Below are 24,678 nucleotides of genomic sequence, written 5' to 3' on the forward strand. Positions count from 1 at the left end.
GCTGCAGAAAAATTTCAGCCGGATTCCCAGGTATAGGGATTCAATACGATTGCATGCCCGGATGCCGTGTAGTGTCGGCACCCGGAGATAGCTTATAACAGAGGATAACCGCGCATGGTGCTTGGCAAACCGCAAACAGACCCTACCCTTGAATGGTTCTTGTCTCATTGCCACATTCATAAGTACCCATCAAAGAGCACGCTGATCCACCAGGGTGAGAAAGCAGAAACGTTGTACTACATCGTTAAAGGCTCCGTGGCTGTACTCATCAAGGATGAAGAAGGTAAAGAGATGATCCTCTCTTACCTTAATCAGGGCGATTTCATCGGTGAATTAGGCTTGTTTGAAGAAGGCCAGGAGCGTAGCGCTTGGGTACGTGCGAAAACCGCATGTGAAGTGGCCGAAATCTCCTACAAAAAGTTCCGTCAGCTGATCCAGGTTAACCCGGACATCCTGATGCGTCTCTCTTCGCAGATGGCTCGTCGTCTGCAGGTCACGTCTGAGAAAGTCGGCAACCTCGCCTTCCTTGACGTTACCGGTCGTATCGCTCAGACGCTGCTGAACCTGGCTAAACAGCCGGATGCGATGACCCACCCGGACGGTATGCAAATTAAAATTACCCGCCAGGAAATTGGTCAGATCGTCGGATGCTCCCGCGAGACCGTTGGCCGCATCCTGAAAATGCTGGAAGATCAAAACCTGATCTCCGCGCACGGTAAAACTATCGTCGTCTACGGTACCCGTTAAGTCGGTAAAACGGCGTATTGCCTAACAATACGCCGTTTTTGTTTTCCCCTCATGTGGCGCAGGCTGATTTACCACCCGGAAGTCAACTATGCACTGCGGCAAACGCTGGTGTTGTGTCTGCCGGTTGCGATTGGGCTTCTGCTCGGTCATCTCCAGCAGGGGCTGCTGTTTTCTCTAGTTCCCGCCTGCTGCAACGTTGCCGGGCTGGATACGCCGCATAAACGCTTCTTTAAACGCCTGATTATCGGCGGCAGCCTGTTTGCCGGCTGTAGCCTGATCGTTCAGCTCCTTCTGCAGCGAGACATCCCTTTGCCGCTGATCCTCACGGGTCTGGCGCTCATCCTCGGCGTCACCGCCGAAATCAGCTCCCTGCACGCTCGGCTGCTGCCCGCCTCGCTTATCGCGGCTATTTTTACCCTCAGTCTCGCTGGCAATATGCCGATCTGGGAGCCGCTGTTAATCTACGCCATGGGCACCTTATGGTATGGCGTGTTTAACTGGTTCTGGTTTTGGCTGTGGCGCGAACAGCCGCTGCGCGAATCATTAAGCCTGCTCTACCGGGAGCTGGCCAACTACTGCGAGGCCAAATACAGTCTGCTTACCCAGCATACGGACCCCGCCACATCGCTGCCGCCGCTGCTCAACCGCCAGCAGAAGGTGGTGGATCTGATTACCCAGTGCTATCAGCAGATGCATATGCTGGCGGCTAACCAGCGCAGCGATCACAAACGCCTGCTGCGCGCTTTCCAGGTTGGACTGGACCTTCAGGAACATATTTCCGTCAGTCTTCATCAGCCGGAAGAGGTGCAGAAACTGGTGGAGCGCAGCCACGCGGAAGCGGTGATTCGCTGGAACGCGCAAACCGTTGCCGCCCGCCTGCGGGAGCTGGCGGACGATCTCCTCTACCACCGTTATCCTCAGCGCTTTCAGATGGATAAACAGATCGGCGCGCTGGAAAAAATCGCCTGGCAGCATCCGGATAATCCGGTTGGCCAGTTCTGCGCCTGGCACTTCAGCCGCATTGCCAGGGTTCTGCGCACCCAGCGCCCGCTATACGCGCGTAACCTGATGGCGGATAAAACCCGCCGCCTGCCGCTGCTGCCCGCGTTGAAAAACTATCTGTCGCTTAAGTCGCCGGCGTTACGAAACGCGGCGCGTATCAGCGTGATGCTGAGCGTCGCCAGCCTGATGGGCAGCGCGCTGCATCTGCCTAAGCCCTACTGGATCCTGATGACCGTGCTGTTCGTGACGCAAAACGGCTACGGCGCAACCCGGGTACGTATCGTCCATCGGGCTGCCGGAACCATTGCGGGACTGGTCATTGCCGGGCTCACGCTGCACTTTCACGTTCCTGAAGGCTATACGCTGACCGCGATGCTGTTCATCACGCTGTTAAGCTATCTGATTATCCGCAAGCACTACGGCTGGGCGATGGTCGGGTTTACGGTGACGGCGGTGTACACTCTGCAGCTGCTCACCCTGAACGGCGAGCAGTTTATCATCGCCAGACTGATTGATACGCTGATTGGCTGTCTGATCGCCTTCGGCGGAATGGTCTGGCTATGGCCACAGTGGCAAAGCGGGCTGCTGCGCAAAAATGCCCACGATGCGCTGGAAGCCGATCAGGAAGCGATCAGGCTGATCCTCAGCGACGATCATCAGGCCCCGGCGCTGGCCTACCAGCGCATGCGCGTTAATCAGGCGCATAACGCGCTGTTTAACTCGCTGAATCAGGCGATGCAGGAACCCGGCTTTAACTCGCACTATCTGGAAGACATGAAGCTGTGGGTGACCCACAGCCAGTTTATTGTCGAGCATATTAACGCGATGACCACTCTGGCGCGCGAGCACAATATGCTGACGCCGGATCTGGCGCAGCGTTATCTGGAATCCTGCGAGATTGCGCTCCAGCGCTGCCAGCAGCGGCTGGATTCCGACGGGCCGGGCAGCGCGGGGGATGTGAACATTATGGAGGCGCAGGATGCGGAGGTTCCTCGCGGCCCGCTCAGTACGATGGAGCAGCATTTGCAGCGCATCCTCGGGCATCTGAACACCATGCACACCATTTCATCGGTGGCATGGCGTCAGCGTCCGCATCATGGCATCTGGCTGCGCGCCACTAAGCGCTAAGCACCCGCTCAACCGCCAGGGCAAAGCGCGCCATGCCTTCAGCAATATCGCTATCATCAATCACCAGCGACGGTACGAAGCGCATCACGTCCGGTCCGGCATTGAGCACCATGACGCCCGCCTCTGCGGCGGCGTAGAGGAAATTGCGCGCCTTCCCGTGATACTGCGGCTTCAGCTCGGCGCCGATAAGCAGACCCATGCCGCGAATATCGCTGAACAGATCGAACCGCGCGTCAATGCGCTGAAGGTGCTCAACAAACAGCTCGCGCTTCGCGGTGACGCCGTCCAGCACTTCCGGCGTGTTAATCAGATCGAAGGCCGCTCCGCCGACCGCGCAGGCCAGGGGGTTACCGCCGTAGGTTGAGCCGTGAGAACCGGCGTGGAAAGCGCTGGCGATATCATGGGTGGTCAGCATCGCGCTGATAGGGAAGCCGCCGCCAAGCGCCTTGGCGCTGGTCAGAATATCCGGCGTCACGCCGTAGTGCATATAGGCAAACAGCGAGCCTGTACGCCCCATACCGCACTGTACTTCATCAAACACCAGCAGTGCCTGGTGCTGGTCGCAGAGATCGCGCAATCCTTGCAGGAATTCCGGCGTCGCCGCCGTCACTCCGCCTTCACCCTGAATCGGCTCGACCACCACCGCGCAGGTATGATCGTCCATCACGGCTTTCACCGCGTGTAAATCGTTAAACGGCACGTGAACGATATCGGCCGGTTTCGGCCCAAACCCGTCGGAATATTTCGGCTGACCGCCGACCGAGACGGTGAAAAGCGAGCGACCGTGAAACGCATTATGGAAAGCGATGATTTTGGTTTTGTACGGGCTATGGCGGGTCACGGTGTAATGGCGAGCCAGCTTGAAAGCCGTTTCGTTAGCTTCCGTACCGGAGTTCATAAACACGACGCGATCGGCAAAAGTCGCATCCACCAGCTTCCGCCCGAGTCGCAGGGCCGGTTCGTTGGTAAAAACGTTGCTGGTATGCCACAGCTTTTCACCCTGCTCATGCAGTGCCGCCACCAGCGCCGGATGGCAATGACCGAGCGCGGTCACGGCAATCCCACCGGCGAAATCAACGTACTCTTTACCCTGCTGATCCCATACCCGGCTTCCCTTACCCTTCACCGGAATAAATTCTGCCGGTGCATAAATCGGCAAAATGACCTCATCGAATGTAGCGCGGGTGATTGCCGGTTGTTCAGTTGCCATGTGGTGCCCATCCTTTACGTTATGCAGCAATGATTATGATAATCTAATCACAAAATATGCATAAAAAATCAACTCATGGCAACTACAAATCACCGATTGAGGAAGTTTGCCAGCAGCTGGTGGCCCTGCTCGCTGAGAATACTCTCCGGATGAAACTGCACGCCCTCGAGATCGAACACGCGGTGGCGAATGCCCATGATCTCTCCCTCTTCGCTGCGGGCGGTCACCTCAAAGCATTCAGGCAGCGTTAGCGGATCAATGAGCAGGGAGTGGTAGCGGGTCACCGTAAGCGGGTTATTCAGTCCAAGGAACACCCCTTGGCCGGTATGGCTGACGGGGGACGTTTTCCCGTGCATGACTTTGGCGGCTCGTACGATAGCGGCGCCGAAAACCTGGGCGATGGCCTGATGGCCGAGGCAAACGCCTAAGATCGGCGTTTGGCCGGAAAAATGGCGGATCGCCGCCAGTGAAATCCCCGACTCATCCGGCGTACAGGGGCCCGGCGAGATAACGATTTTCGCTGGCGCCAGGGAAATAATGTCCGCTAACGTCAGCTCGTCGTTACGCCTGACCAGCACTTCCGCCCCAAGTTCGCAGAAATACTGGTACAAATTCCAGGTGAAAGAATCGTAGTTATCGATAAGCAGGATCATAGCGGCTCCGGGAACAAAGAACCGCGCTATTCTACTCAGTTTCCGTCGCTTCGCTTACCACTTTGCGAAATATCGTCCGCAGTGGAGAAAGGTCGCCCATCGCTCCGCTCTGGTTGGCCTGGTTCCACGCATCGACCGCAATATCGCGCCAATCCAGCGTATAGCCCGCATGAATAGCCAGCTGCTCAAAGAAAATGCGTTGCGCCATGCCGTTACCGAGACGGAAAGGATGCAGGACGTTAATTTCGCAGTAGTAATGAGCAAGACGTTCAATGAATTTATCCTGCGCGAGACCCACCAGATAACCTTCCTCTTCAAGATCCTGAAGCAGCGCGTTCCCCTCTTTTTCGATATAGGCAAAATGGCAGAAACGGGTGTCGCCCTGATAGATATCAACTTCACGCAGCTGCCCTGCCCAGTCGAAGACATCCTGATAGAGCTGGCGATGAATAGCGCAGAGATGAGGCAATCCCCGCACCAACGGCCCGAGTTCAATGGTTGCCGCGCGTAATGCGGTCAGCTCCCACGCCGCCTGCTCAAGTCGCTGAGCCTGGCGAATTCCCAGGCGGTTGCGCATCACCTTAAGACCGGGGTAGAGATAGGGGTCCCGCCCCTCGCCGAATTTATCGCTCATAGTGGCTCCTTAACGCCGCAATGCGCGCCAGGACTTCTTCGGGGGTAAGGGTTATCAGCGGAACATCGACGCCCTCCAGCCGTCGGCTGGCCTGAAAATTCACGTTACGTCGATCCTCCCAGAGACGGGACTTCTGTTTTTCGGTGAGCTTTTTCATTTAACACCTCCCTGACGCGTCCGCAGTTGCCACAAGTATAAGCGGCAAAAAACGATTTCGCAGGGAAGCGGGGGCTGCGCGGGTACGGGTTACCCGGGCAAAATAAAATTACGGCAGAACTTTTGCGGAAAGGATCACGATAGGTTTGGACGGTACATTCTGATACGGCCCAACGTTATGGGTCGGCACCTGAGAAATCTTATCCGCCACGTCCATACCTTTAACGACTTTACCAAACACCGCATAGCCAAAATCACGCTGGCCATGATCGAGGAAGGCGTTATCCGCAATATTGATAAAGAACTGGCTGGTGGCGCTGTCCTGATCGGCGGTACGCGCCATGGCGATGGTGCCACGCGTATTGCGCAGGCCGTTGTCGGCTTCGTTTTTAATCGGTGGATTAGGCTGTTTCTGCTGCATCTGCTCGTTAAAGCCGCCGCCCTGCACCATAAAGCCCGGGATCACCCGGTGAAAAGTGGTGTTGTTATAAAAGCCGCTGTTCACGTACTTGAGGAAGTTATCCACCGAGATGGGTGCTTTCTGGCTATTCAGCTCAAGCTCAATATTGCCCGCAGACGTGGTCAGCAACACATGGGGATCCCCTTTTGCCGCCATGGCCGGGGAGAATGCTGAAATGGCGAAAACGGCAGCCACCGCCGCGAGAGTTGATTTGAGCATGGAAATTCCTTAACGGAGCAGAATAAAAACCGAGTGCTTTGATTCTAAAGAGCCTTTGCATCCTGGGCCAGCCTTTTACCTAATTTTACTTAGCTGAAACAGTTGTAACGGTGGGCCTGGCGATCGGCCAAATAGATAAATGTGATATGAGTCACACTAAGAATTGCAAAAAGATATAAATTTCAGAATAAACGTTTGCTTGAATCACGCTAACGCATAAAATCTGTCCGCCCGGCGCAGAGTCAACGCGCTTTACATTTCTATTCACAGGCCAGTCATGACTAACAGCAATCGTATCAAGCTCACATGGATCAGCTTCTTCTCCTACGCCCTGACCGGCGCGTTGGTGATTGTCACCGGGATGGTGATGGGAAATATCGCAGATTATTTTCATCTGCCCGTTTCCAGTATGAGCAACACCTTTACTTTCCTTAATGCCGGTATCCTGATCTCTATCTTCCTGAACGCCTGGCTGATGGAAATTGTTCCGCTGAAAACCCAGCTGCGTTTTGGCTTTATCCTGATGGTTCTGGCCGTCGCGGGTTTAATGTTCAGCCACAGCCTGGCGCTGTTTTCCGCTTCGATGTTCGTGCTTGGCCTGGTCAGCGGGATTACCATGTCGATTGGTACCTTCCTGATCACCCATATGTATGAAGGCCGTCAGCGCGGAGCGCGTCTGCTGTTCACCGACTCCTTCTTCAGCATGGCGGGGATGATCTTCCCGATGCTGGCCGCTTATCTGCTGGCGCGCAGCATCGAATGGTACTGGGTTTATGCCTGCATCGGCCTGGTCTACGTCGCTATTTTCATTCTGACCTTCGGCTGCGAATTCCCGGTATTGGGCAAAAAAGCCCTGCAGGATAGCCAACCGGTAGTGAAAGAGAAATGGGGTATCGGCGTGCTGTTCCTCTCCATCGCTGCGCTATGCTACATCCTCGGTCAGCTGGGCTTCATCTCCTGGGTGCCGGAATACGCCAAAGGCCTGGGCATGAGTCTTGGCGACGCGGGTAAACTGGTGAGCGATTTCTGGATGTCGTACATGATCGGCATGTGGTCTTTCAGCTTCATCCTGCGCTTCTTCGACCTGCAGCGTATTCTGACCGTGCTGGCGGGCGTAGCGACGGTACTGATGTATCTGTTTATCAACGGTTCGCCGGAGCATATGCCATGGTTTATTCTGACCCTCGGCTTCTTCTCCAGCGCCATCTATACGTCGATCATCACCCTGGGTTCACAGCAAACCCGAGTGTCGTCGCCGAAGCTGGTGAACTTCATTCTGACCTGCGGCACCGTGGGTACTATGCTGACTTTCGTCGTGACCGGCCCTATCGTTGCCGCCAGCGGTCCGCTGGCAGCGCTGCATACCGCTAACGGCCTCTATGCCGTGGTGTTTGTGATGTGTCTGATCCTCGGCTTCGTCTCCCGCCACCGTCAGAACAACGCGGCAGCGGAATCGCACTAAGCCTCAGGCCCCTTTGTTCCGGCAAAGGGGCTATTTCGGGTAAAGAACAGCTCCTCCCCGCCCCGATCCATCTGAACCCAGGTTTGCGCCAGCTGCGTGGTGGCAATGACTCTCCCCTGGCGGATTGACCAACGCACCGGAACCTGACAACGCACGGCCTCAAACCCGTTTTCCGCGGGCAGAATCACCAGATTCGCCGTGTTCCCCGTCGCAATACCGTAATCGCTCAGGCCAAACGTGCGCGCGCTATTTTCCGTGACCAGCTTCAGTCCCTCGTTAATCTGCTGATAGCCCATCATCTGGCAAACGTGCAGACCCATGTGCAGCACCTGCAGCATATTGCCGGTCCCCAGCGGATACCAGGGGTCAAATACATCGTCATGGCCAAAGCAGACGTTAATGCCCGCCGCCATCAGCTCCTTCACGCGCGTGATACCGCGACGCTTCGGATAGTCGTCAAAGCGTCCCTGGAGGTGAATATTGACCAGCGGGTTAGCGACGAAGTTAATGCCGGAGAGCTTCAGCAAACGAAAAAGACGTGACGTATAGGCGCCATTGTAGGAGTGCATCGCGGTGGTATGGCTGGCGGTTACTTGCGGACCTATCCCCTCTTTTAACGCCAGGGCCGCCACGGTTTCAACGAACCGCGACTGTTCATCATCAATTTCATCGCAGTGGATATCCAGAGGCCGCTGATACTTTTTCGCCAGACGGAAAGCAATGTGCAGGGATTCCACGCCATATTCGCGCGTAAATTCAAAATGCGGAATCGCGCCCACCACGTCGGCACCCAGACGCAGCGCCTCTTCCAGCAGGCCCTCACCATTGGGGTAGGATAAAATGCCCTCCTGGGGGAAGGCGACAATCTGCAGCTCTACCCACGGCGCGACCTCCTGCTTTACCTCGAGCATGGCTTTGAGCGCGGTCAGCGTCGGATCGGAAACATCAACGTGGGTACGAACAAACTGGATGCCGTTGGCGATCTGCCACTTCAGCGTCTTCCACGCGCGGGCTTTAACGTCCTCATGGCTCAATAAAGCCTTACGCTCCGCCCAACGCTCAATCCCTTCAAACAGCGTCCCGGACTGGTTCCAGTTCGGCTCTCCGGCGGTTTGGGTCGTATCAAGGTGGATATGCGGCTCAATAAAAGGGGGGATGGCCAGTCCGCCGCGGGCGTTCAGCACTTCAAAATTCTCTTTGCGCGCCTCCCCCATAGGGGTGATATCCCCGAAGCGCCCCTTGTCTATCGCTATCTGCCATAACCCTTCGCGATCGGGCAGACGAACGTTCTCAATTAACCAAAGCGGCGCTGCTGTCATATCGATGACTCCCGTAATTGTTGCTGAAGTTTTACTCAACCCGCCGGGGGTATCCGTTGCTAATTTTGTACATAAAAAAAGCAAAAAGGAAAAGCCAGCGTTTTCCGTTACTTATAAAAATACTGACAAATCATAAACATACCACTTAAGTAGTAGGCAAAGGTGTAATTGATTTGCATCAATAAGTGTCGCGGCTGAATCGTTAAGGTAGGCGGTAATATAAAAGAAATCGAGGCAAAAATGAGCAAAGTCAGACTCGCTATCATTGGTAATGGTATGGTCGGCCACCGCTTTATTGAGGACCTTCTTGATAAATCCGACGCCAGCCTGTTCGATATTACCGTCTTCTGTGAAGAACCCCGTATCGCCTACGACCGCGTGCACCTCTCCTCCTACTTCTCTCACCATACCGCCGAAGAACTCTCTTTGGTACGGGAAGGTTTCTACGAGAAGCACGGCGTTAAGGTGCTGGTCGGCGAACGCGCCATCACCATCAACCGCCAGGAGAAGGTTATCCACTCCAGCGCGGGGCGTACCGTTTTCTATGACAAGCTGATTATGGCGACCGGTTCCTATCCGTGGATCCCGCCGATTAAAGGTTCTGAAACCCAGGACTGCTTTGTTTATCGTACCATTGAAGACCTTAACGCGATTGAAGCCTGCGCCCGCCGCAGCAAACGCGGCGCGGTCGTCGGCGGCGGTTTGTTAGGCCTCGAAGCCGCGGGCGCGCTGAAAAATCTCGGCGTTGAGACCCACGTGATTGAATTCGCACCCATGCTGATGGCGGAACAGCTGGATCAGATGGGTGGCGAACAGCTACGTCGCAAGATTGAAAGCATGGGCGTGCGCGTGCACACCAGTAAAAACACCAAAGAGATCGTTCAGGAAGGTACCGAAGCGCGTAAAACCATGCGTTTTGCCGACGGCAGCGAGCTGGAAGTCGACTTTATCGTCTTCTCTACCGGTATCCGCCCGCGCGATAAGCTGGCCACCCAGTGCGGTCTGGAAGTCGCTCCGCGCGGCGGCATCGTGATTAACGACGCCTGCCAGACCTCTGACCCGGATATCTACGCCATCGGTGAATGCGCCAGCTGGAACAACCGCGTTTACGGCCTGGTCGCCCCGGGCTACAAAATGGCTCAGGTTACCGTTGACCATATCCTCCAGACCGAAAACACCTTTGAAGGCGCGGATCTCAGCGCCAAGCTGAAGCTGCTGGGCGTTGACGTCGGCGGCATTGGCGACGCTCACGGTCGTACGCCGGGCGCGCGCAGCTACGTTTACCTCGACGAAAGCAAAGAGGTCTACAAACGCCTTATCGTCAGCCCTGACAACAAGACCCTGCTCGGCGCGGTGCTGGTGGGCGATACCAGCGATTACGGCAACCTGCTGCAGCTGGTGCTGAACGCCATAGAACTGCCGGAAAACCCCGACTCGCTGATCCTCCCAGCGCACGCGGGCAGCGGTAAGCCGTCCATCGGCGTCGATAAACTGCCGGACAGCGCGCAAATTTGCTCCTGCTTCGATGTCACCAAGGGCGCATTGATTGCCGCCATTAATAAAGGCTGCCACACGGTGGCGGCGCTGAAGGCGGAAACCAAAGCCGGTACCGGCTGCGGCGGCTGTATCCCGCTGGTGACTCAGGTGCTCAACGCCGAACTGGCGAAACAGGGCATCGAAGTTAACAATAACCTGTGCGAGCACTTTGCATACTCCCGTCAGGAACTGTTCCACCTCATCCGGGTGGAAGGCATCAAAACCTTTGAAGAGCTGCTGGCGAAACACGGTAAAGGCTACGGCTGTGAGGTTTGTAAACCGACCGTGGGCTCGCTGCTGGCTTCCTGCTGGAACGAATATATCCTCAAGCCGCAGCATACCCCGCTGCAGGATACCAACGACAACTTCCTGGCCAACATCCAGAAAGACGGCACCTACTCCGTTATCCCGCGCTCTGCGGGCGGCGAAATCACGCCGGAAGGACTGGTGGCCGTCGGCCGTATCGCCCGCGAATTTAATCTGTACACCAAGATCACCGGCTCTCAGCGTATCGGCCTGTTCGGCGCGCAAAAAGACGATCTACCGGAAATCTGGCGTCAGCTGATCGACGCGGGCTTCGAAACCGGTCACGCGTATGCCAAGGCGCTGCGGATGGCGAAAACCTGCGTAGGCAGCACCTGGTGCCGCTACGGCGTAGGCGACAGCGTGGGTTTCGGCGTCGAGCTGGAAAACCGCTACAAAGGCATTCGTACGCCGCATAAAATGAAGTTTGGCGTCTCCGGCTGTACCCGCGAATGTGCGGAAGCCCAGGGTAAAGACGTCGGCATCATCGCCACTGAGAAAGGCTGGAACCTTTACGTCTGCGGCAACGGCGGCATGAAGCCGCGCCACGCGGATCTGCTGGCAGCGGATCTTGACCGCGAAACGCTGATGAAATACCTCGACCGCTTCATGATGTTCTACATCCGTACCGCCGACAAACTGACCCGTACCGCGCCGTGGCTGGATAACCTGGAAGGCGGCATCGATTATCTGAAGTCGGTCATCATCGACGACAAGCTGGGCCTGAACGAACATCTGGAAGAAGAGATGGCCCGCCTGCGTGAAGCGGTAGTCTGCGAGTGGACGGAAACCGTTAACACCCCAGCGGCCCAGGTGCGCTTTAAACACTTCATCAACAGCGATAAGCGCGATCCGAACGTCCAGGTGGTCCCTGAGCGTGAACAGCATCGCCCGGCCGCGCCCTACGAACGTATCCCGGTAACTCTGGTGGAGGAAAACGCATGAGCCAGTGGAAAAACATCTGCAAACTCGATGACATCCTGCCGGAAACCGGCGTCTGCGCGCTGTTAGGCGACAAACAGGTGGCGATTTTCCGCCCCTATCACGGCGACCAGGTGTTTGCGATTAGCAATATCGACCCGTTCTTTGAATCCAGCGTCCTGTCTCGCGGCCTGATCGCCGAGCATCAGGGCGAACTGTGGGTGGCCAGTCCGCTGAAAAAGCAGCGCTTCCGCCTGCGCGACGGCCTGTGTATGGAAGATGAAAGCCATTCGGTGGCGCACTATGAAGCCCGAGTGAAAGACGGCGTCGTGCAGCTACGCGGTTAATCACTTTACGGGAGGCGCAACGCCTCCCTTTTTTTGCATTTTTTTCTTCAATTGATGGCACAACGTCATTTGTACTGCATCGCGAAGGCAGCTAACCAAGAGCCAGCGCAAGGGATGAGGTGCTAAAGGAACTCCTATGTTTACGGACACAATAAACAAGTGCGCGGCCAACGCCGGGCGCATTGCGCGCCTCTCGGCCAATCATCCACTCAGCTTCTGGGTAAGCGCCATGATGGCGGGTGCCTACGTCGGCCTCGGCATCATCCTTATATTCACCCTCGGCAACCTGCTCGACCCTGCCGTTCGCCCGCTGGTGATGGGCGCCACCTTTGGCATTGCGTTAACGCTGGTGATTATCGCCGGCTCTGAATTGTTCACCGGCCACACTATGTTCCTGACCCTGGGCGTGAAGGCGGGGACCATCAGCCAGGGGCAGATGTGGGCGATTCTGCCGCAAACCTGGATGGGTAACCTTGCGGGTTCCGTTTTCGTGGCGCTGCTGTATAGCTGGGGCGGCGGCAGCCTGCTGCCGGTCGATACCAGCCTCGTCCACACCGTCGCGCTGGCAAAAACCAGCCAATCCGCGATGGCGCTCTTTTTCAAAGGCGCACTGTGTAACTGGCTGGTGTGTCTGGCGATCTGGATGGCAATCCGTACCGAAGGCGCGGCAAAATTTATTGCTATCTGGTGGTGTCTGCTGGCGTTTATCGCGTCCGGCTATGAGCACTCCGTCGCGAATATGACGCTGTTCGCCCTCTCCTGGTTTGGCCATCATAGCGATGCCTACACGCTTGCGGGAATCGGTCACAATCTGTTATGGGTAACACTCGGCAATACTTTGTCCGGTGTCGTATTTATGGGATTGGGTTATTGGTATGCTACGCCGCAATCGGAGCGCCCCGCCCCGGAAAAAACTAACGAGACTAAGAGTCTGGCTCAGTAGACGTAATCGGTGCAGGCAGGTTGAACATTGCCCAGGTTCAACCTGATAAATAAGATAGCCTGATAGCCAGATTCTAAGGCTGCTGCCAATAATTAAGAGGGAATGTCGTGGACCATTTGCCTATATTTTGCCAATTACGCGATCGCGACTGCCTGTTAGTCGGCGGCGGCGATGTGGCTGAACGTAAAGCTCGCCTGTTACTGGACGCTGGCGCCAGATTAACGGTCAATGCCCTGGATTTTGTGCCGCAATTCCAGGTATGGGCCGATGCAAACATGCTGACCCTGGTTCAGGGCGAGTTTAATCCTGCTCTGCTGGATAACTGCTGGCTGGCCATTGCCGCAACCGACAACGAAGCGGTTAATCAACGAGTCAGCGCGTCAGCGGAAGAAAGGCGAATATTTTGTAACGTGGTCGACGCCCCTCAGCAGGCCAGCTTTATTATGCCGTCGATTATCGACCGCTCGCCGCTGATGGTGGCCGTCTCATCCGGCGGCACCTCGCCGGTTCTGGCGCGCCTGCTGCGCGAAAAGCTGGAATCAGTTTTACCGCTGCATTTAGGCCAGCTGGCCCACTACGCAGGTCAGCTGCGCTCAAGAGTAAAGAAACAGTTTGCCACCGTCGGCGAGCGCCGACGCTTTTGGGAGAAACTGTTTGTTAACGACAGGCTGGCGCAGTCGCTGGCCAACGAGGACCGCCAGGCCGTCGCTGACGCCACGGAGCAGTTGCTGACCGAGCCGCTGGATCATCGCGGTGAAGTGGTACTGGTGGGCGCCGGCCCCGGCGACGCCGGACTGCTGACCCTCAAAGGCCTGCAGCAAATACAGCAGGCCGATGTCGTGGTTTATGACCGCCTGGTCTCCGACGATATCATGAATCTGGTGCGCCGCGATGCCGACCGGGTCTTCGTGGGTAAACGCTCGGGCTACCACTGCGTACCGCAGGAAGAGATTAACCAGATTCTGCTGCGCGAAGCCCAGGGGGGGAAACGCGTTGTACGACTGAAAGGCGGCGATCCGTTTATCTTTGGCCGCGGCGGCGAAGAGCTGGAAACCTTGTGCCATGCCGGTATTCCGTTCTCCGTTGTACCGGGAATTACCGCGGCCTCAGGCTGTTCCGCCTACTCGGGCATTCCCCTGACCCACCGGGATTTTGCCCAGGGCGTGCGCCTGGTCACCGGCCACCTTAAGACCGGCGGCGAGCTGGACTGGGAAAACCTGGCGGTTGAAAAGCAAACCCTGGTGTTTTATATGGGCCTGAACCAGGCCCCGGCGATCCGGGAAAAACTGATTGCCCACGGCATGGCGGCGGATATGCCCGCAGCCATCGTTGAAAACGGAACGGCGATAACGCAGAAGGTTGTCACCGGCACATTAGAACAATTGGATATTCTGGCCCAGCAAATGGCCAGCCCGGCGCTGATTATTGTCGGCCGCGTGGTCGGCCTGCGCGATAAGCTAAACTGGTTCTCCAACCATTAATGACGCTGATGTAGCTCAAAACCGCTCACAAATTAAAAAGCCGGATGCATTGCACCCGGCTTTTTATTGCGCTGAGACCAGCAAATTGCTCAGGGCTTAGCGACGAAACCAATCGCTTCGTAAACCGCTTTCAGGGTAATGGAAGCGCGAGCGCTGGCTTTCTCTGCACCCTCTTTCATGACCTGATTGAGGAATGCTTCATCACCGCGGAATCGGTGATAGCGCTCCTGCAGTTCGGTCAGCATGCCGGAAACGGCTTCAGCCACTTCGCCCTTCAGGTGACCGTACATTTTGCCTTCAAAATGCTGCTCCTGCTCTGGAATGCTCTGACCGGTAACGGCAGAGAGGATATCCAGCAGGTTGGAGACGCCCGCTTTGTTCTGGATGTCGTAGCGAACAACCGGCGGCTCGTCGGAGTCGGTGACCGCGCGTTTGATCTTCTTCACCACAGATTTCGGGTCTTCCAGCAGGCCGATAACGTTGTTGCGGTTATCATCTGACTTGGACATCTTTTTGGTCGGCTCCAGCAGCGACATCACGCGCGCGCCGGATTTTGGAATAAACGGTTCCGGCACTTTAAACACGTCGCCGTAGATAGCGTTGAAACGCTGGGCGACATCGCGACTCAGCTCCAGGTGCTGTTTCTGGTCTTCGCCAACCGGGACCAGGTTAGTCTGATACAGCAGAATGTCGGCAGCCATCAGTACCGGATAGTCAAACAGACCGGCGTTAATGTTTTCCGCATAGCGCGATGACTTGTCTTTAAACTGGGTCATACGGCTCAGTTCGCCGAAATAGGTGTAGCAGTTCAGCGCCCAGCCGAGCTGCGCGTGCTCCGGCACGTGGGACTGAACGAAGATGGTGCTTTTTTGCGGGTCGATACCGCACGCCAGATACAGCGCCAGGGTGTCCAGCGTGGCCTTACGCAGCTGCTGCGGGTCCTGACGAACGGTAATCGCGTGCTGGTCAACGATGCAGTAAATGCAGTGGTAATCGTCCTGCATGTTTACCCACTGACGCAGCGCACCCATATAGTTGCCAATGGTCAATTCACCGGAGGGCTGTGCGCCACTAAAAACGATGGGCTTAGTCATTTTTTATTCCTGAGTTTCACTGTACGGTAGCCCGAAAGCGGGCAAGAGTTCATTAAATTGGTCAAAGATATAATCCGGCTCGCTCAGCGAAATCGGCTCGCCGTAGTTGTAGCCGTAGGTCAGGCCGATCGAGCTGCAGCCCGCGGCCTTCGCGGCCTGAATATCGTTGCGCGAGTCGCCAACGAACAGCAGATCCGCGGGTGCCAGCCCCAGTTTCTCCGCGACCAGAAGCAGCGGTTCCGGATGAGGTTTTTTGTTTTTTACATCATCGCCGCCGATAACAACGGTAAAATATTTCGCGATATCCAGCGACGCCAGAATCGGCGCGACAAACGGCGTCGGTTTATTGGTTACCAGCGCCAGCGGCAGACCCTTTGCGTGCAGCGCGCCCAGCGTATCGGCAACGGCGGGAAACAAAAAGCTCCCCTCTTCCGCCACTTCGCCATAGTAGCGGTCGAACAGCTTGCGCAAAATGGCCTGCTGTTCAGCCTGCGGGATATCGTCATGATCGACGGAAGGTTTACCCTGCGCCGCTCTCAGCGCCGCGCGCTCCTGACGGGCCCAGGTCAGAGCCCGCTGGATCAGAACGTCAGCGCCGTTGCCAATCCAGGTCACGACGCGCTCTTCGCCCGCCATCGGCAGTTCCAGCGCATACAGGGCGTTATCAACGGCAGCAGTCAATCCCGGCGCGCTGTCTACCAGCGTCCCGTCGAGATCGAACGCCACGCCGCGAATATTTTGTAACTTATCCATGGCTAACCTTTGCTAATTCGCTACGCATTTGATCGACCACTTTTTTGTAGTCAGGCTGATCGAAAATGGCCGATCCGGCAACAAACATATCCGCACCGGCTGCGGCAATCTCAGCGATATTGCTGACTTTTACGCCGCCGTCGACTTCCAGACGGATGTCGTAGCCGGATTCATCAATGCGACGACGAACTTCACGCAGTTTTTCCAGGGTGTGCGGAATAAAAGACTGACCGCCAAAGCCTGGGTTGACGGACATCAGCAGGATGACATCCAGCTTATCCATCACGTAGTCGAGGTAGCTCAGGGAAGTGGCCGGGTTAAACACCAGACCGGCTTTACAGCCGTGCTCTTTGATAAGCTGCAGCGTGCGGTCAACATGTTCAGAAGCTTCCGGATGGAAAGTAATGATGCTGGCGCCCGCGGCGGCAAAATCAGGAACGATGCGGTCAACGGGCTTGACCATCAAATGCACATCAATCGGCGCGGTGATACCGTAATTTCGCAGTGATTTAAGCACCATCGGACCAATGGTCAGATTCGGCACGTAGTGGTTGTCCATCACGTCAAAGTGCACAACATCCGCACCCGCAGCCAACGCATTGGCGGTATCCTCGCCCAGACGGGCAAAATCAGCCGACAGAATCGAAGGGGCAATCAAATACTGCTTCATCCGCATCTCCTTGAAATTTATTTGGTCTTGGGCGGACGGTACAGAGCCAGAAGCTCGTCCACCTTCTTACGTGTACCACCGTTGCTGCTGATGCTGCGTCGAACCTTCACAATATGCGTCTCAGCGGCGTTTTTGTACCACTCCTCAGTGAGCGGCGTGCGATGGTTTGAAATCAGCACTGGAATGCGCTTTTTCATCAGCGATTCCGCCTTTTTAGCCAGCAGCTCCTGCTGCTCCTGGCTAAAGCTATTCGTATGATAAGCCGTAAAATTCGCCGTTGATGACAGCGGCGCATAGGGCGGATCGCAGTAAACAACGGAGCGGTTATCTGCCCGCTTCATGCACTCTTCATAAGATTCACAATGAAACTCTGCATGCTGCGCCTTCTCCGCGAAATGATACAGCTCAGCTTCGGGAAAATAGGGCTTCTTATAGCGACCAAACGGCACGTTAAACTCACCGCGCAGATTGTAGCGACACAGGCCATTGTAGCCATGACGATTCAGATACAGGAACAGCACCGCGCGACGCAGCGGCTCCTGACTCTGGTTGAACTCATCACGGAACCGATAATACTGCTCTGCGACGTTGTTCTCTGGCGTAAACATCTCACGCGCCGCCGTAACATAGTCATCGGTACGCAGCTTGACGATGTTATACAGACTAATCAAATCACTATTGATATCAGCGAGGATATAACGAGAAAAGTCGGTATTCAGAAATACCGACCCGGCGCCCACAAAAGGCTCAATCAAGCAGTCGCCCTGCGGCAAATGCTTCTTAATATCGTCAAGCAGGGGGTATTTACCCCCTGCCCATTTCAGAAAAGCGCGATTCTTTTTCATGCTGCCTAACTAATTACACATTCTCCGGCTGTGGAGAAAGCTCCGACAGCATCCTGCGCTTCAGACTACACTGCGGCATTATTTCAGGTCAGACTGAACCTGATGCAGCGGTTTTGCCCACGGATTTTTTGCCTGTACATCTGCTGGCAGCGTAGCAACAGCACGTTTCGCTTCATCTTTCGAAGCGTAGATGCCGCTCACCAGGACATACCAGGGCTGACCGTTACGCGTAGTCTCATAGACAACATATTTTTCCAGCTTCTCTTTCTTCGCCCAACTGTTGAGGTTGTTGTAGTTAGAAGAGCTGCTGAGCTGCAGCGTGTAGTGACCGGACGGCGCAGATTTCATCGAACTGACGTCACCCGCACTTTTACCCGCAGCGGCCGTAGCAGCCGGAGCGGCAGCGGCAGTTGCTGCTGGCGCAGTGGTCGCGGTCGCAGCAGGCGCGGTAGTCGCGGCTGGTTTGGCCTGGGCAGTTGCGGCAGGCTTAGTCGGCTGCGCGGCTGCCGGCGTCGTGGTCGCGACGTTTTCGACACGCTTAGGCTGGACCGCTGCCGGCTTCGGCTGGGTCGGCGCTTTCGCCGTGGCCTGCGGTTTCGGTTCGATAACCGTATGCTTACGCTCCGCCGGGCGCGGTGTCGCCGCCGTCTGACGCTCTGTCGTCGCCTGGCGCGGGGCCGCGGTGCCATTGCGCACTGGCGCAACGGTGGCTGGTTCAGTTGGCAGAGTAGAATTCGCGACCGCGCTATCAATCTGACCCTGCTGCTGGGTCAGCGCATTGTTCAGATCGCCCTGAACCTCAACGCGCTGCTGGCCTTGGGGTTCAGCCGTCGCCTGACCTTGAGTCGGGTTAGACGCGATAGGCGGCAGAGAAACATCCTGCGGCTGCGCGTTGTTTGCCGCTGATGAATCCTGAGCAGCAGGCTGGGTATTATTATTGTCCTGCTCGCCGGACAGGTTGATGCTCTTCTCGCCGGAAGCCGTTTGCTCGCTGGATGAGGATGGTGATTTCAGCGCGGAACCCACGCCAACGATCAGCAGCAGCAGAACGAGGATCCCCACGCCCATCATGATGTACTGACGGGAAGCCGGTTTCGCAGGCGCCTTCTTACGCTTACGAGGACGACGCTCAACCTGACGCTCTTCGTCATCGTCTTCGTCAGACTCTACTTCTTCTTCGTACTCTTCATACTGTTCTTCATCGCGCTCACGGCGTGCTTTGCTGCCGCGCGTCGGGCGACCATCGTCAGCATCATCAAGTTCGACATCATCAAAATTGATTTGCGGATCGGCATCACGCTCTGAAGACTGACGAGAACGACCAGTACGACGATCGCTGCGATCGGCTTTCATATCGTCTTCTGGTTTTAATTCATCCATTTAACACCCCACTAAAAGGCTTATGCTCACGACTATTGCACGTCACCCGAAATGATAACGCCGCGCGAACGCGGCCAGACCTTCTTATTGTTGCGCCTGCTGAGTATCAGCAATCGCGCCAAGAACAACATCATGCGGGACTCCGCCGCGTATCTCGCTCTTCCCTATCGCGAGGGGTAGCACCAGCCGCATCTCGCCCGCCAGCACCTTTTTATCACGCATCATATGGGGCAAATACGCCTCTGCTGCCATCTCCTGCGGGCCACTTACCGGCAAGCCAGCACGCTGCAGCAGATGAATAATGCGCTGCGTATCCTGCGGATTAAACCGCCCCAGACGTTCGGATGCACGCGCCGCCATCACCATACCGGCAGCGACCGCTTCACCATGTAACCAGTTACCGTAGCCCATCTCAGCTTCGATAGCATGACCAAAAGTATGGCCAAGATTGAGTAAAGCACGTAACCCGGTTTCGCGCTCGTCGGCGGCGACAACTTCAGCTTTCAGCTCACAGCAGCGACGGATACAGTACGCCATCGCTTTTTCATCCAGCGCCAGCAATGCATCAATATTATTTTCCAGCCAGTCGAAGAATTCGCCGTCAAGAATAACGCCGTACTTGATCACTTCAGCCAGGCCGGAAGAGAGCTCACGCTTCGGCAGCGTTTTGAGACAGTTAAGATCGACAACAACAGAAACCGGCTGCCAGAAGGCGCCAATCATGTTTTTGCCGAGAGGATGGTTGACGGCCGTTTTGCCGCCGACCGAAGAATCCACCTGCGACAGCAGAGTGGTAGGAACCTGAATAAAGCGCACGCCACGCTGGTAGCTGGCCGCTGCAAATCCCGTTAAATCACCAATCACCCCACCGCCGAGCGCCACTAACGTCGTGTCGCGGCCGTGTGGTTTTTGCAATAGCGCGGTAAAAACGGTATCCATCACCGCCAGGCTTTTAAACTGCTCGCCGTCGGGAAGAATCACGCTATCGACTTTTACGCCCGCTTGCTCAAGTACGGAGCGTACGGTATCCAGATAAAGCGGCGCCAGCGTTTCATTGGTGACCAGCATGACCTGGTCGCCTGATTTCAGTGGCAGGAAGGAAGCTGGATCGTTAAACAAACCAGCCGCGATGGTAATCGGGTAACTACGTTCCCCGAGGGTTACAGTAAGCCTCTCCATAACGCGACGTCCACCTCAGTTGCTTTTACTCTGACGCACTTTATTAAGCCAGAATCAGTTGCTTTCCAGCATATGAATAATCTGGTTTGCTACCACTTTCGCGCTTTGATCGTCAGTGCGGATAGTGACATCTGCAATCTCTTCGTACAGCGGATTGCGTTCATCCGCCAGCGCTTCCAGTACTTCGCGAGGCGGAGCATCAACCTGCAGCAAAGGACGCTTTTTATCGCGCTGCGTACGGGCAAGCTGCTTTTCGATAGTTGTTTCCAGGTAGACCACCACGCCGCGGGCGGAGAGACGGTTACGCGTTTCACGGGATTTTACAGAGCCACCGCCGGTTGCCAGCACGATTCCCTGTTTTTCCGTCAACTCATTGATGATTTTTTCTTCACGGTCGCGGAAGCCGTCTTCGCCTTCTACATCAAAGACCCAACCCACATCTGCGCCAGTGCGTTTCTCAATTTCTTGATCGGAATCGTAAAATTCCATGTTGAGCTGTTGGGCTAACTGGCGCCCAATAGTGCTTTTGCCGGCACCCATAGGCCCAACCAGAAAGATATTGCGTTTCTCTGCCATTTTTTCGGTACTACTAAGACTATTCGTTAATGGTAAACCCGCTTCGCAGACACCCAGCGCAGCAGGACATGAACTGAAACCTCATATGCAATTAGAGCGAGAGTCAGACTAAAAATTATCTCAATACTCCGGCTGGTTTGGCAACAGAATAAATCACCGGACAAGAAAGGGAGGATTGATGTCGTACCCGACTCTCAAATCGGTACCCCTTGTATGCTAAATCCGTCCTCACGTCAAACACCTGAAACGTGTTTAGCATGAAAAACCCGCTTAATGCACTGCCAGAATACGTGGAGTGATGAAGACAACCAGTTCACGTCGTTCGTTATCCTTACCGTCACGGCGAAATAACTGACCAAGCCAGGGGATGTCGCTAAGGAGAGGAATACCATCGCGAGACGTTTTATTTTTCTGCGCAAAGATCCCGCCTAACGCCAGGGTCTCGCCGCTTTTCATTTCAACCTGCGTTTCTATTTCTTGTTTATCGATAGCCAGCGCTTCACCATTTTCCTGTTTGAGCACCTGGCCCGGCGTATTTTCGCTAATCCTGAGTTTTAAACGCACGCGATCGTGATGCAGCACCGTCGGCGTCACCTCCATCCCCAGCACCGCCTCTTTAAACTCAACGGAGGTCGCCCCGCTTTCGCCGCTGGAGACCTGATAAGGTATCTCGCTGCCCTGCTTAATGCTGGCGGGCTGCATATGGGAAGCCAACAGCCGAGGGCTGGCGATAATGTCCACCTGCTGCTTCTGCTCAAGCGCGGAAAGTTCCAGCTCCAGAAGCCGCCCGCTGATACGGCCGATGTTAAACCCGGCCCTCGTGCTGGCATCCCCTACCGCCAGGTTGCTGCTCAAGGTGGTTAATTTACCGGAGCCCGGCGGGCTGCTGGCGTCGGCCAGGCTCCACTTAACGCCTAGTTCGCGCAGGCTGGTTTCGCTTATTGAGACGATGTGCGCCGCCAGCTCAACCTGGCCGACGGGCACATCCATTTCCTGGGCCCACGCTTTTAACGCCGGGAGGTGCCGGGCATCATCACGAATCAACAGGCGGTTGGTTCGCTTATCGACCATCATATGCCCGCGAGCGCTGAGCAGTTTTTCACCCGCCTTCGCTAAATCTTCTGCATCCGCATAATGCAAGGTCACGCTATGCCCCTGCAAAGGAAGATTCTGCAGGCGCTTTGCTTTTTCCGCTTCCAGCTGCAGCCGCTGCGCCTTTTGCCACGCCTGAGTGTGCACGTACAGGACCGAACCTTGCTGAGTCAGGGCCAGACCGGCGCTGTCGATAACCGAGCGCAGCGCCTGTAACCAGGGCACCTCCTTCAGATGAAGAGATACCGTACCGCTGACGTCAGGAGCCACCACGAGATTTTTTTGCTTCAGCTCCGCCAGCGTTTGCAGTACCTGAGACACCGGCGCATCATCGACGACCAGCGACACGGGAAGATCCTTTTTGGCCGCGACGACCATCAGCGGCAGGAGCAGAAACAGCAGGCTTGTCCATCGCATTATTCTTTATTCCCTTTCGCAGCCAGACCCACTGTGCGGGTTCACACCCAGGACCGGTTGATATTGTCATTTTCTCTGGCGTCAGGCGCGTCACCCGCCAGCCCGTGGGCAAAATCGCCTCCGCCCTCACGCGACGCCATTTCCCGGCGCTATCCTGCACGATACCCATAAGCGCCAGCGAATCGCCGATAGCACCGCCGTAGCGCCACTGGCTAAGCTGCGCCGTCCGGCAGCGGTCCACCGGGGGCTGAAACGGATCGCGCTCTTCAGCCAGCAGCGGGAGCGGGAACAGCAGCCAACACCACCATTTAAGGCGCATCTTCCGCCTCCAGATGCAGGGTCAACCGTAACGCCTGCTTTTCCGGCTGCAGGGAGAAAGCCGTAGCGCGCATCCCGCAGCGAGCCAGCCAGGAAAAGAGCGCGGGCACCGCTTGCCAGTCAACAGCCAGCTGCATCTCGCCTGCGGAGCCCCCTGGCCGCCAGGCGATAAGCGTCGCCCCGGCAATCGGAAGATCAATAGGCGTAAAAACCTGGGTCGCGTCTTCCTCCATGCCGGCGGTCTGTAAAGCGCTACGCAGCGGCAGCAGTTTTCGCCACTGCGCCTGTACCTGCGGCGAGCGCCCCGCCGACGTTTCTGCCTGGAGAGGCAGCAGTAGCCAGAACCCGATTACGGCGATGAGGACCAGAGCGACGGATATCATGAACAGATATTTGCGCCCCGTCAGCCAACGTTCAACGTCCCACTGCATTGTCGTCCTCTTCGGCCATGGAAAAGTGAAATAACCAGCGCCCTTCGCTGTCGCGGTGCGTTTCTCCCGCCTTTGGCGGACGCAAGCCGGCAACGCTCCCCAGCGCCTTTTCAAGCTCAGCCAGCCCCTTTAGATGCAACGTGAGTCCGCTCAGTACCAGGGTATTCTGTCGGTATTCCAGCAGCGTTAACCAGGCGTGCTCCGGCATACGCGACGCTATCGCCTGTAACGTTGGCTGCCAGGCGGCGGTTCTCTCGCGCCGCAGATAGCGCAGGCGCCGTTGTTCCTGCTGCTGCAGGCGCTGGCGCATGGCGCGTTCACGCTGCTGTAATGCGCTATAAAGCAGGTCGTCAGCGCTTATCCTCGCCGTTTCAAGCGAGTGGCTGGCCCGTTTGTTGAGCCGTGAGGCGAGGATCGCCACAAGCAGAATAAGTAGCAAACCCACAATCAGCAGTCCTGCCATCCGCAGACGTTGCCGTCGACGCGTTTCGCGCCAGGGAAGGAAGTTAACGATGTGGCTCATGGCTGACCCGCTCCCAGCGCCAGGCCGAGGGCAACGGTAAAGCTATCGCCACGGGCCGGGAGCGGGGGCTGCAGGCGATGAATGACGCTCCATGCGTCAAAATTCTGCCCGTCGAGCGAGGCAGAGTTGCAAAGGCGAAACTCTCCGGCGTTCACCCGGGAAACCAGGCCGGGAAAAGAGGGTACGTCGCTGCATGGACAGCATCCCCAGCTATCGGCGGTCGCCCAAAGCCAGCTCGCTTCGTCACGCCACGCCAGCCCCTGAACCTCGACGGGCAGCCAGGGGAAAAAGGCGCCAAGCGCGCTGGCGTCCGGCACAATTCCGACCACCTTCAGCTTAAGGCGGCTTGCCAGCTGGCCGAGGACGTTAATATCCAGGCGCTGCGCGGCGGTGACCCGCCAGCCATCGGCCGCTCTGGCGTCCACATAATCGACGCAGAGCGATGACGCGGGCATTTCCAGCTGCTGCGCCATCGCGCTGGCGATCCAGGTCGCCTGCTCGCTTTCTCGTAATGAAATCTGCGGGCGCGGAAGCTGCTTTTGCAGCGTTCGCGCCGCCGGGAAGGCAATACACGCCTGATGCTGCAAAGGCAGCTCCCGCCGCCAGGGCTGCAGCTGGCGGGCCAGCGACTCAACGTCCACCACGATGCCCTGCCGCACGGTGCCGGGCATCAGCGGAATACTCCACCAGCGACGTAGCGCCCAGCGTGAACGCTCGAGTAATAACGCGACGATAGCAATATGGTCCTGCTGAATATGCATTCCTATGCGCCAGTTTCTAAAAGCCATGCCTACGATCTCCTTATCCGCCGATATGCTTCGATATATCAATGCTCCAGGCTTGCCTTTATACTACTGCGCGTTTGTTTATAAACTGCCC

Annotated in this window: 25 protein-coding genes; 7 read left to right on the forward strand and 18 right to left on the reverse strand. The window is 56.4% G+C overall.

Annotation, left to right across the window (positions count from 1 at the left end; translation table 11 throughout):
- Positions 1–114: 114 nt before the first annotated feature.
- Both crp and MKleb_RS25550 read left to right on the forward strand, forming a co-directional pair.
- Positions 115–747, forward strand: coding sequence for a cAMP-activated global transcriptional regulator CRP (gene crp, locus MKleb_RS25545; protein WP_000242758.1), 633 nt, complete (start codon positions 115–117; stop codon positions 745–747).
- 51 nt (positions 748–798) lie between these two features.
- Complete coding sequence (locus tag MKleb_RS25550; protein WP_014839675.1) at positions 799–2,877, forward strand: YccS/YhfK family putative transporter; 2,079 nt, start codon at positions 799–801, stop codon at positions 2,875–2,877.
- Here the strand turns inward: MKleb_RS25550 and argD are convergent.
- The 5 genes from argD to ppiA all read right to left on the reverse strand — a co-directional run bounded on the left by argD (position 2,867) and on the right by ppiA (position 6,209).
- Positions 2,867–4,087, reverse strand: coding sequence for a bifunctional acetylornithine/succinyldiaminopimelate transaminase (gene argD, locus MKleb_RS25555; RefSeq protein ID WP_025107834.1), 1,221 nt, complete (start codon positions 4,085–4,087; stop codon positions 2,867–2,869). The two genes, MKleb_RS25550 and argD, sit on opposite strands and share 11 nt — an antisense overlap.
- 89 nt (positions 4,088–4,176) lie before the next feature.
- On the reverse strand, positions 4,177–4,740 hold the full coding sequence (gene pabA / locus MKleb_RS25560; RefSeq protein WP_014227049.1) for an aminodeoxychorismate synthase component 2: 564 nt from the start codon (positions 4,738–4,740) through the stop codon (positions 4,177–4,179).
- 31 nt (positions 4,741–4,771) lie between these two features.
- The gene (locus tag MKleb_RS25565) at positions 4,772–5,374 is read right to left on the reverse strand and encodes a putative adenosine monophosphate-protein transferase Fic (protein ID WP_009654847.1); all 603 of its coding nucleotides are present in this window, start codon (positions 5,372–5,374) and stop codon (positions 4,772–4,774) included.
- Positions 5,364–5,531 (reverse strand): YhfG family protein, encoded by a 168-nt coding sequence (locus MKleb_RS25570; protein ID WP_102803170.1) that lies wholly within the window; start codon positions 5,529–5,531, stop codon positions 5,364–5,366. Before MKleb_RS25570 ends, MKleb_RS25565 begins: the two co-directional genes overlap by 11 nt.
- Positions 5,532–5,639: 108 nt before the next feature.
- Entirely contained in the window at positions 5,640–6,209 is a 570-nt protein-coding gene (gene ppiA / locus MKleb_RS25575; RefSeq protein ID WP_004854889.1) for a peptidylprolyl isomerase A, read from the reverse strand.
- 277 nt (positions 6,210–6,486) lie between these two features.
- Here ppiA and tsgA point away from each other — a divergent pair, with 277 nt between their 5' ends.
- Entirely contained in the window at positions 6,487–7,671 is a 1,185-nt protein-coding gene (gene tsgA / locus MKleb_RS25580) for an MFS transporter TsgA (protein WP_004854892.1), read from the forward strand.
- Here the strand turns inward: tsgA and MKleb_RS25585 are convergent.
- Positions 7,668–8,990, reverse strand: a complete 1,323-nt coding sequence (locus MKleb_RS25585; RefSeq protein WP_102803171.1) for a cytosine deaminase — start codon at positions 8,988–8,990, stop codon at positions 7,668–7,670. The genes tsgA and MKleb_RS25585 overlap by 4 nt on opposite strands.
- Before the next feature lie 240 nt (positions 8,991–9,230).
- Here MKleb_RS25585 and nirB point away from each other — a divergent pair, with 240 nt between their 5' ends.
- The 4 genes from nirB (at position 9,231) to cysG (ending at position 14,521) form a co-directional block, all read left to right on the forward strand.
- Complete coding sequence (nirB, locus tag MKleb_RS25590; protein WP_217076353.1) at positions 9,231–11,774, forward strand: NADPH-nitrite reductase large subunit; 2,544 nt, start codon at positions 9,231–9,233, stop codon at positions 11,772–11,774.
- The gene (gene nirD, locus MKleb_RS25595) at positions 11,771–12,097 is read left to right on the forward strand and encodes a nitrite reductase small subunit NirD (RefSeq protein WP_004854898.1); all 327 of its coding nucleotides are present in this window, start codon (positions 11,771–11,773) and stop codon (positions 12,095–12,097) included. The genes nirB and nirD overlap by 4 nt, the downstream gene beginning before the upstream one ends.
- Before the next feature lie 136 nt (positions 12,098–12,233).
- Positions 12,234–13,040 (forward strand): nitrite transporter NirC, encoded by an 807-nt coding sequence (gene nirC, locus MKleb_RS25600; RefSeq protein ID WP_032751537.1) that lies wholly within the window; start codon positions 12,234–12,236, stop codon positions 13,038–13,040.
- 107 nt (positions 13,041–13,147) lie between these two features.
- Complete coding sequence (gene cysG, locus MKleb_RS25605; protein ID WP_004854905.1) at positions 13,148–14,521, forward strand: siroheme synthase CysG; 1,374 nt, start codon at positions 13,148–13,150, stop codon at positions 14,519–14,521.
- Positions 14,522–14,610: 89 nt separating this feature from the next.
- Here cysG and trpS read toward each other — a convergent pair whose 3' ends face one another.
- The 12 genes from trpS to MKleb_RS25665 all read right to left on the reverse strand — a co-directional run bounded on the left by trpS (position 14,611) and on the right by MKleb_RS25665 (position 24,587).
- Entirely contained in the window at positions 14,611–15,615 is a 1,005-nt protein-coding gene (trpS, locus tag MKleb_RS25610) for a tryptophan--tRNA ligase (RefSeq protein WP_217076354.1), read from the reverse strand.
- Positions 15,616–15,618: 3 nt separating this feature from the next.
- Positions 15,619–16,368: a phosphoglycolate phosphatase gene (gene gph, locus MKleb_RS25615; protein WP_025107839.1), complete on the reverse strand. Its 750-nt coding sequence runs from the start codon at positions 16,366–16,368 to the stop codon at positions 15,619–15,621.
- Positions 16,361–17,038 carry a ribulose-phosphate 3-epimerase gene (gene rpe / locus MKleb_RS25620; RefSeq protein ID WP_004126039.1) on the reverse strand — a complete coding sequence of 226 codons (678 nt, stop codon included), beginning with the start codon at positions 17,036–17,038 and terminating at the stop codon, positions 16,361–16,363. Before rpe ends, gph begins: the two co-directional genes overlap by 8 nt.
- A 17-nt stretch (positions 17,039–17,055) precedes the next feature.
- Entirely contained in the window at positions 17,056–17,883 is an 828-nt protein-coding gene (gene dam / locus MKleb_RS25625) for an adenine-specific DNA-methyltransferase (protein WP_025107840.1), read from the reverse strand.
- Between the two features lie 78 nt (positions 17,884–17,961).
- Positions 17,962–19,263, reverse strand: coding sequence for a cell division protein DamX (damX, locus tag MKleb_RS25630; RefSeq protein ID WP_064378157.1), 1,302 nt, complete (start codon positions 19,261–19,263; stop codon positions 17,962–17,964).
- 84 nt (positions 19,264–19,347) lie between these two features.
- On the reverse strand, positions 19,348–20,442 hold the full coding sequence (aroB, locus tag MKleb_RS25635; protein ID WP_004854923.1) for a 3-dehydroquinate synthase: 1,095 nt from the start codon (positions 20,440–20,442) through the stop codon (positions 19,348–19,350).
- 54 nt (positions 20,443–20,496) lie between these two features.
- Positions 20,497–21,018: a shikimate kinase AroK gene (gene aroK, locus MKleb_RS25640; protein WP_004106441.1), complete on the reverse strand. Its 522-nt coding sequence runs from the start codon at positions 21,016–21,018 to the stop codon at positions 20,497–20,499.
- 270 nt (positions 21,019–21,288) lie between these two features.
- A complete protein-coding gene (hofQ, locus tag MKleb_RS25645; protein ID WP_025107842.1) occupies positions 21,289–22,530 on the reverse strand; it encodes a DNA uptake porin HofQ in 1,242 nt (413 codons plus the stop codon).
- Positions 22,439–22,846, reverse strand: coding sequence for a HofP DNA utilization family protein (locus MKleb_RS25650; RefSeq protein ID WP_014839685.1), 408 nt, complete (start codon positions 22,844–22,846; stop codon positions 22,439–22,441). Before MKleb_RS25650 ends, hofQ begins: the two co-directional genes overlap by 92 nt.
- On the reverse strand, positions 22,836–23,276 hold the full coding sequence (locus MKleb_RS25655) for a HofO family protein (RefSeq protein ID WP_025107843.1): 441 nt from the start codon (positions 23,274–23,276) through the stop codon (positions 22,836–22,838). The genes MKleb_RS25650 and MKleb_RS25655 overlap by 11 nt, the downstream gene beginning before the upstream one ends.
- Positions 23,260–23,799, reverse strand: coding sequence for a PilN domain-containing protein (locus MKleb_RS25660; RefSeq protein WP_047722861.1), 540 nt, complete (start codon positions 23,797–23,799; stop codon positions 23,260–23,262). The genes MKleb_RS25655 and MKleb_RS25660 overlap by 17 nt, the downstream gene beginning before the upstream one ends.
- On the reverse strand, positions 23,796–24,587 hold the full coding sequence (locus MKleb_RS25665) for a type IV pilus biogenesis protein PilM (protein ID WP_047722860.1): 792 nt from the start codon (positions 24,585–24,587) through the stop codon (positions 23,796–23,798). The genes MKleb_RS25660 and MKleb_RS25665 overlap by 4 nt, the downstream gene beginning before the upstream one ends.
- Positions 24,588–24,678 lie beyond the last annotated feature (91 nt).

Source organism: Klebsiella sp. PL-2018 (genome assembly GCF_019048985.1).
GTDB lineage: Bacteria > Pseudomonadota > Gammaproteobacteria > Enterobacterales > Enterobacteriaceae > Klebsiella > Klebsiella michiganensis.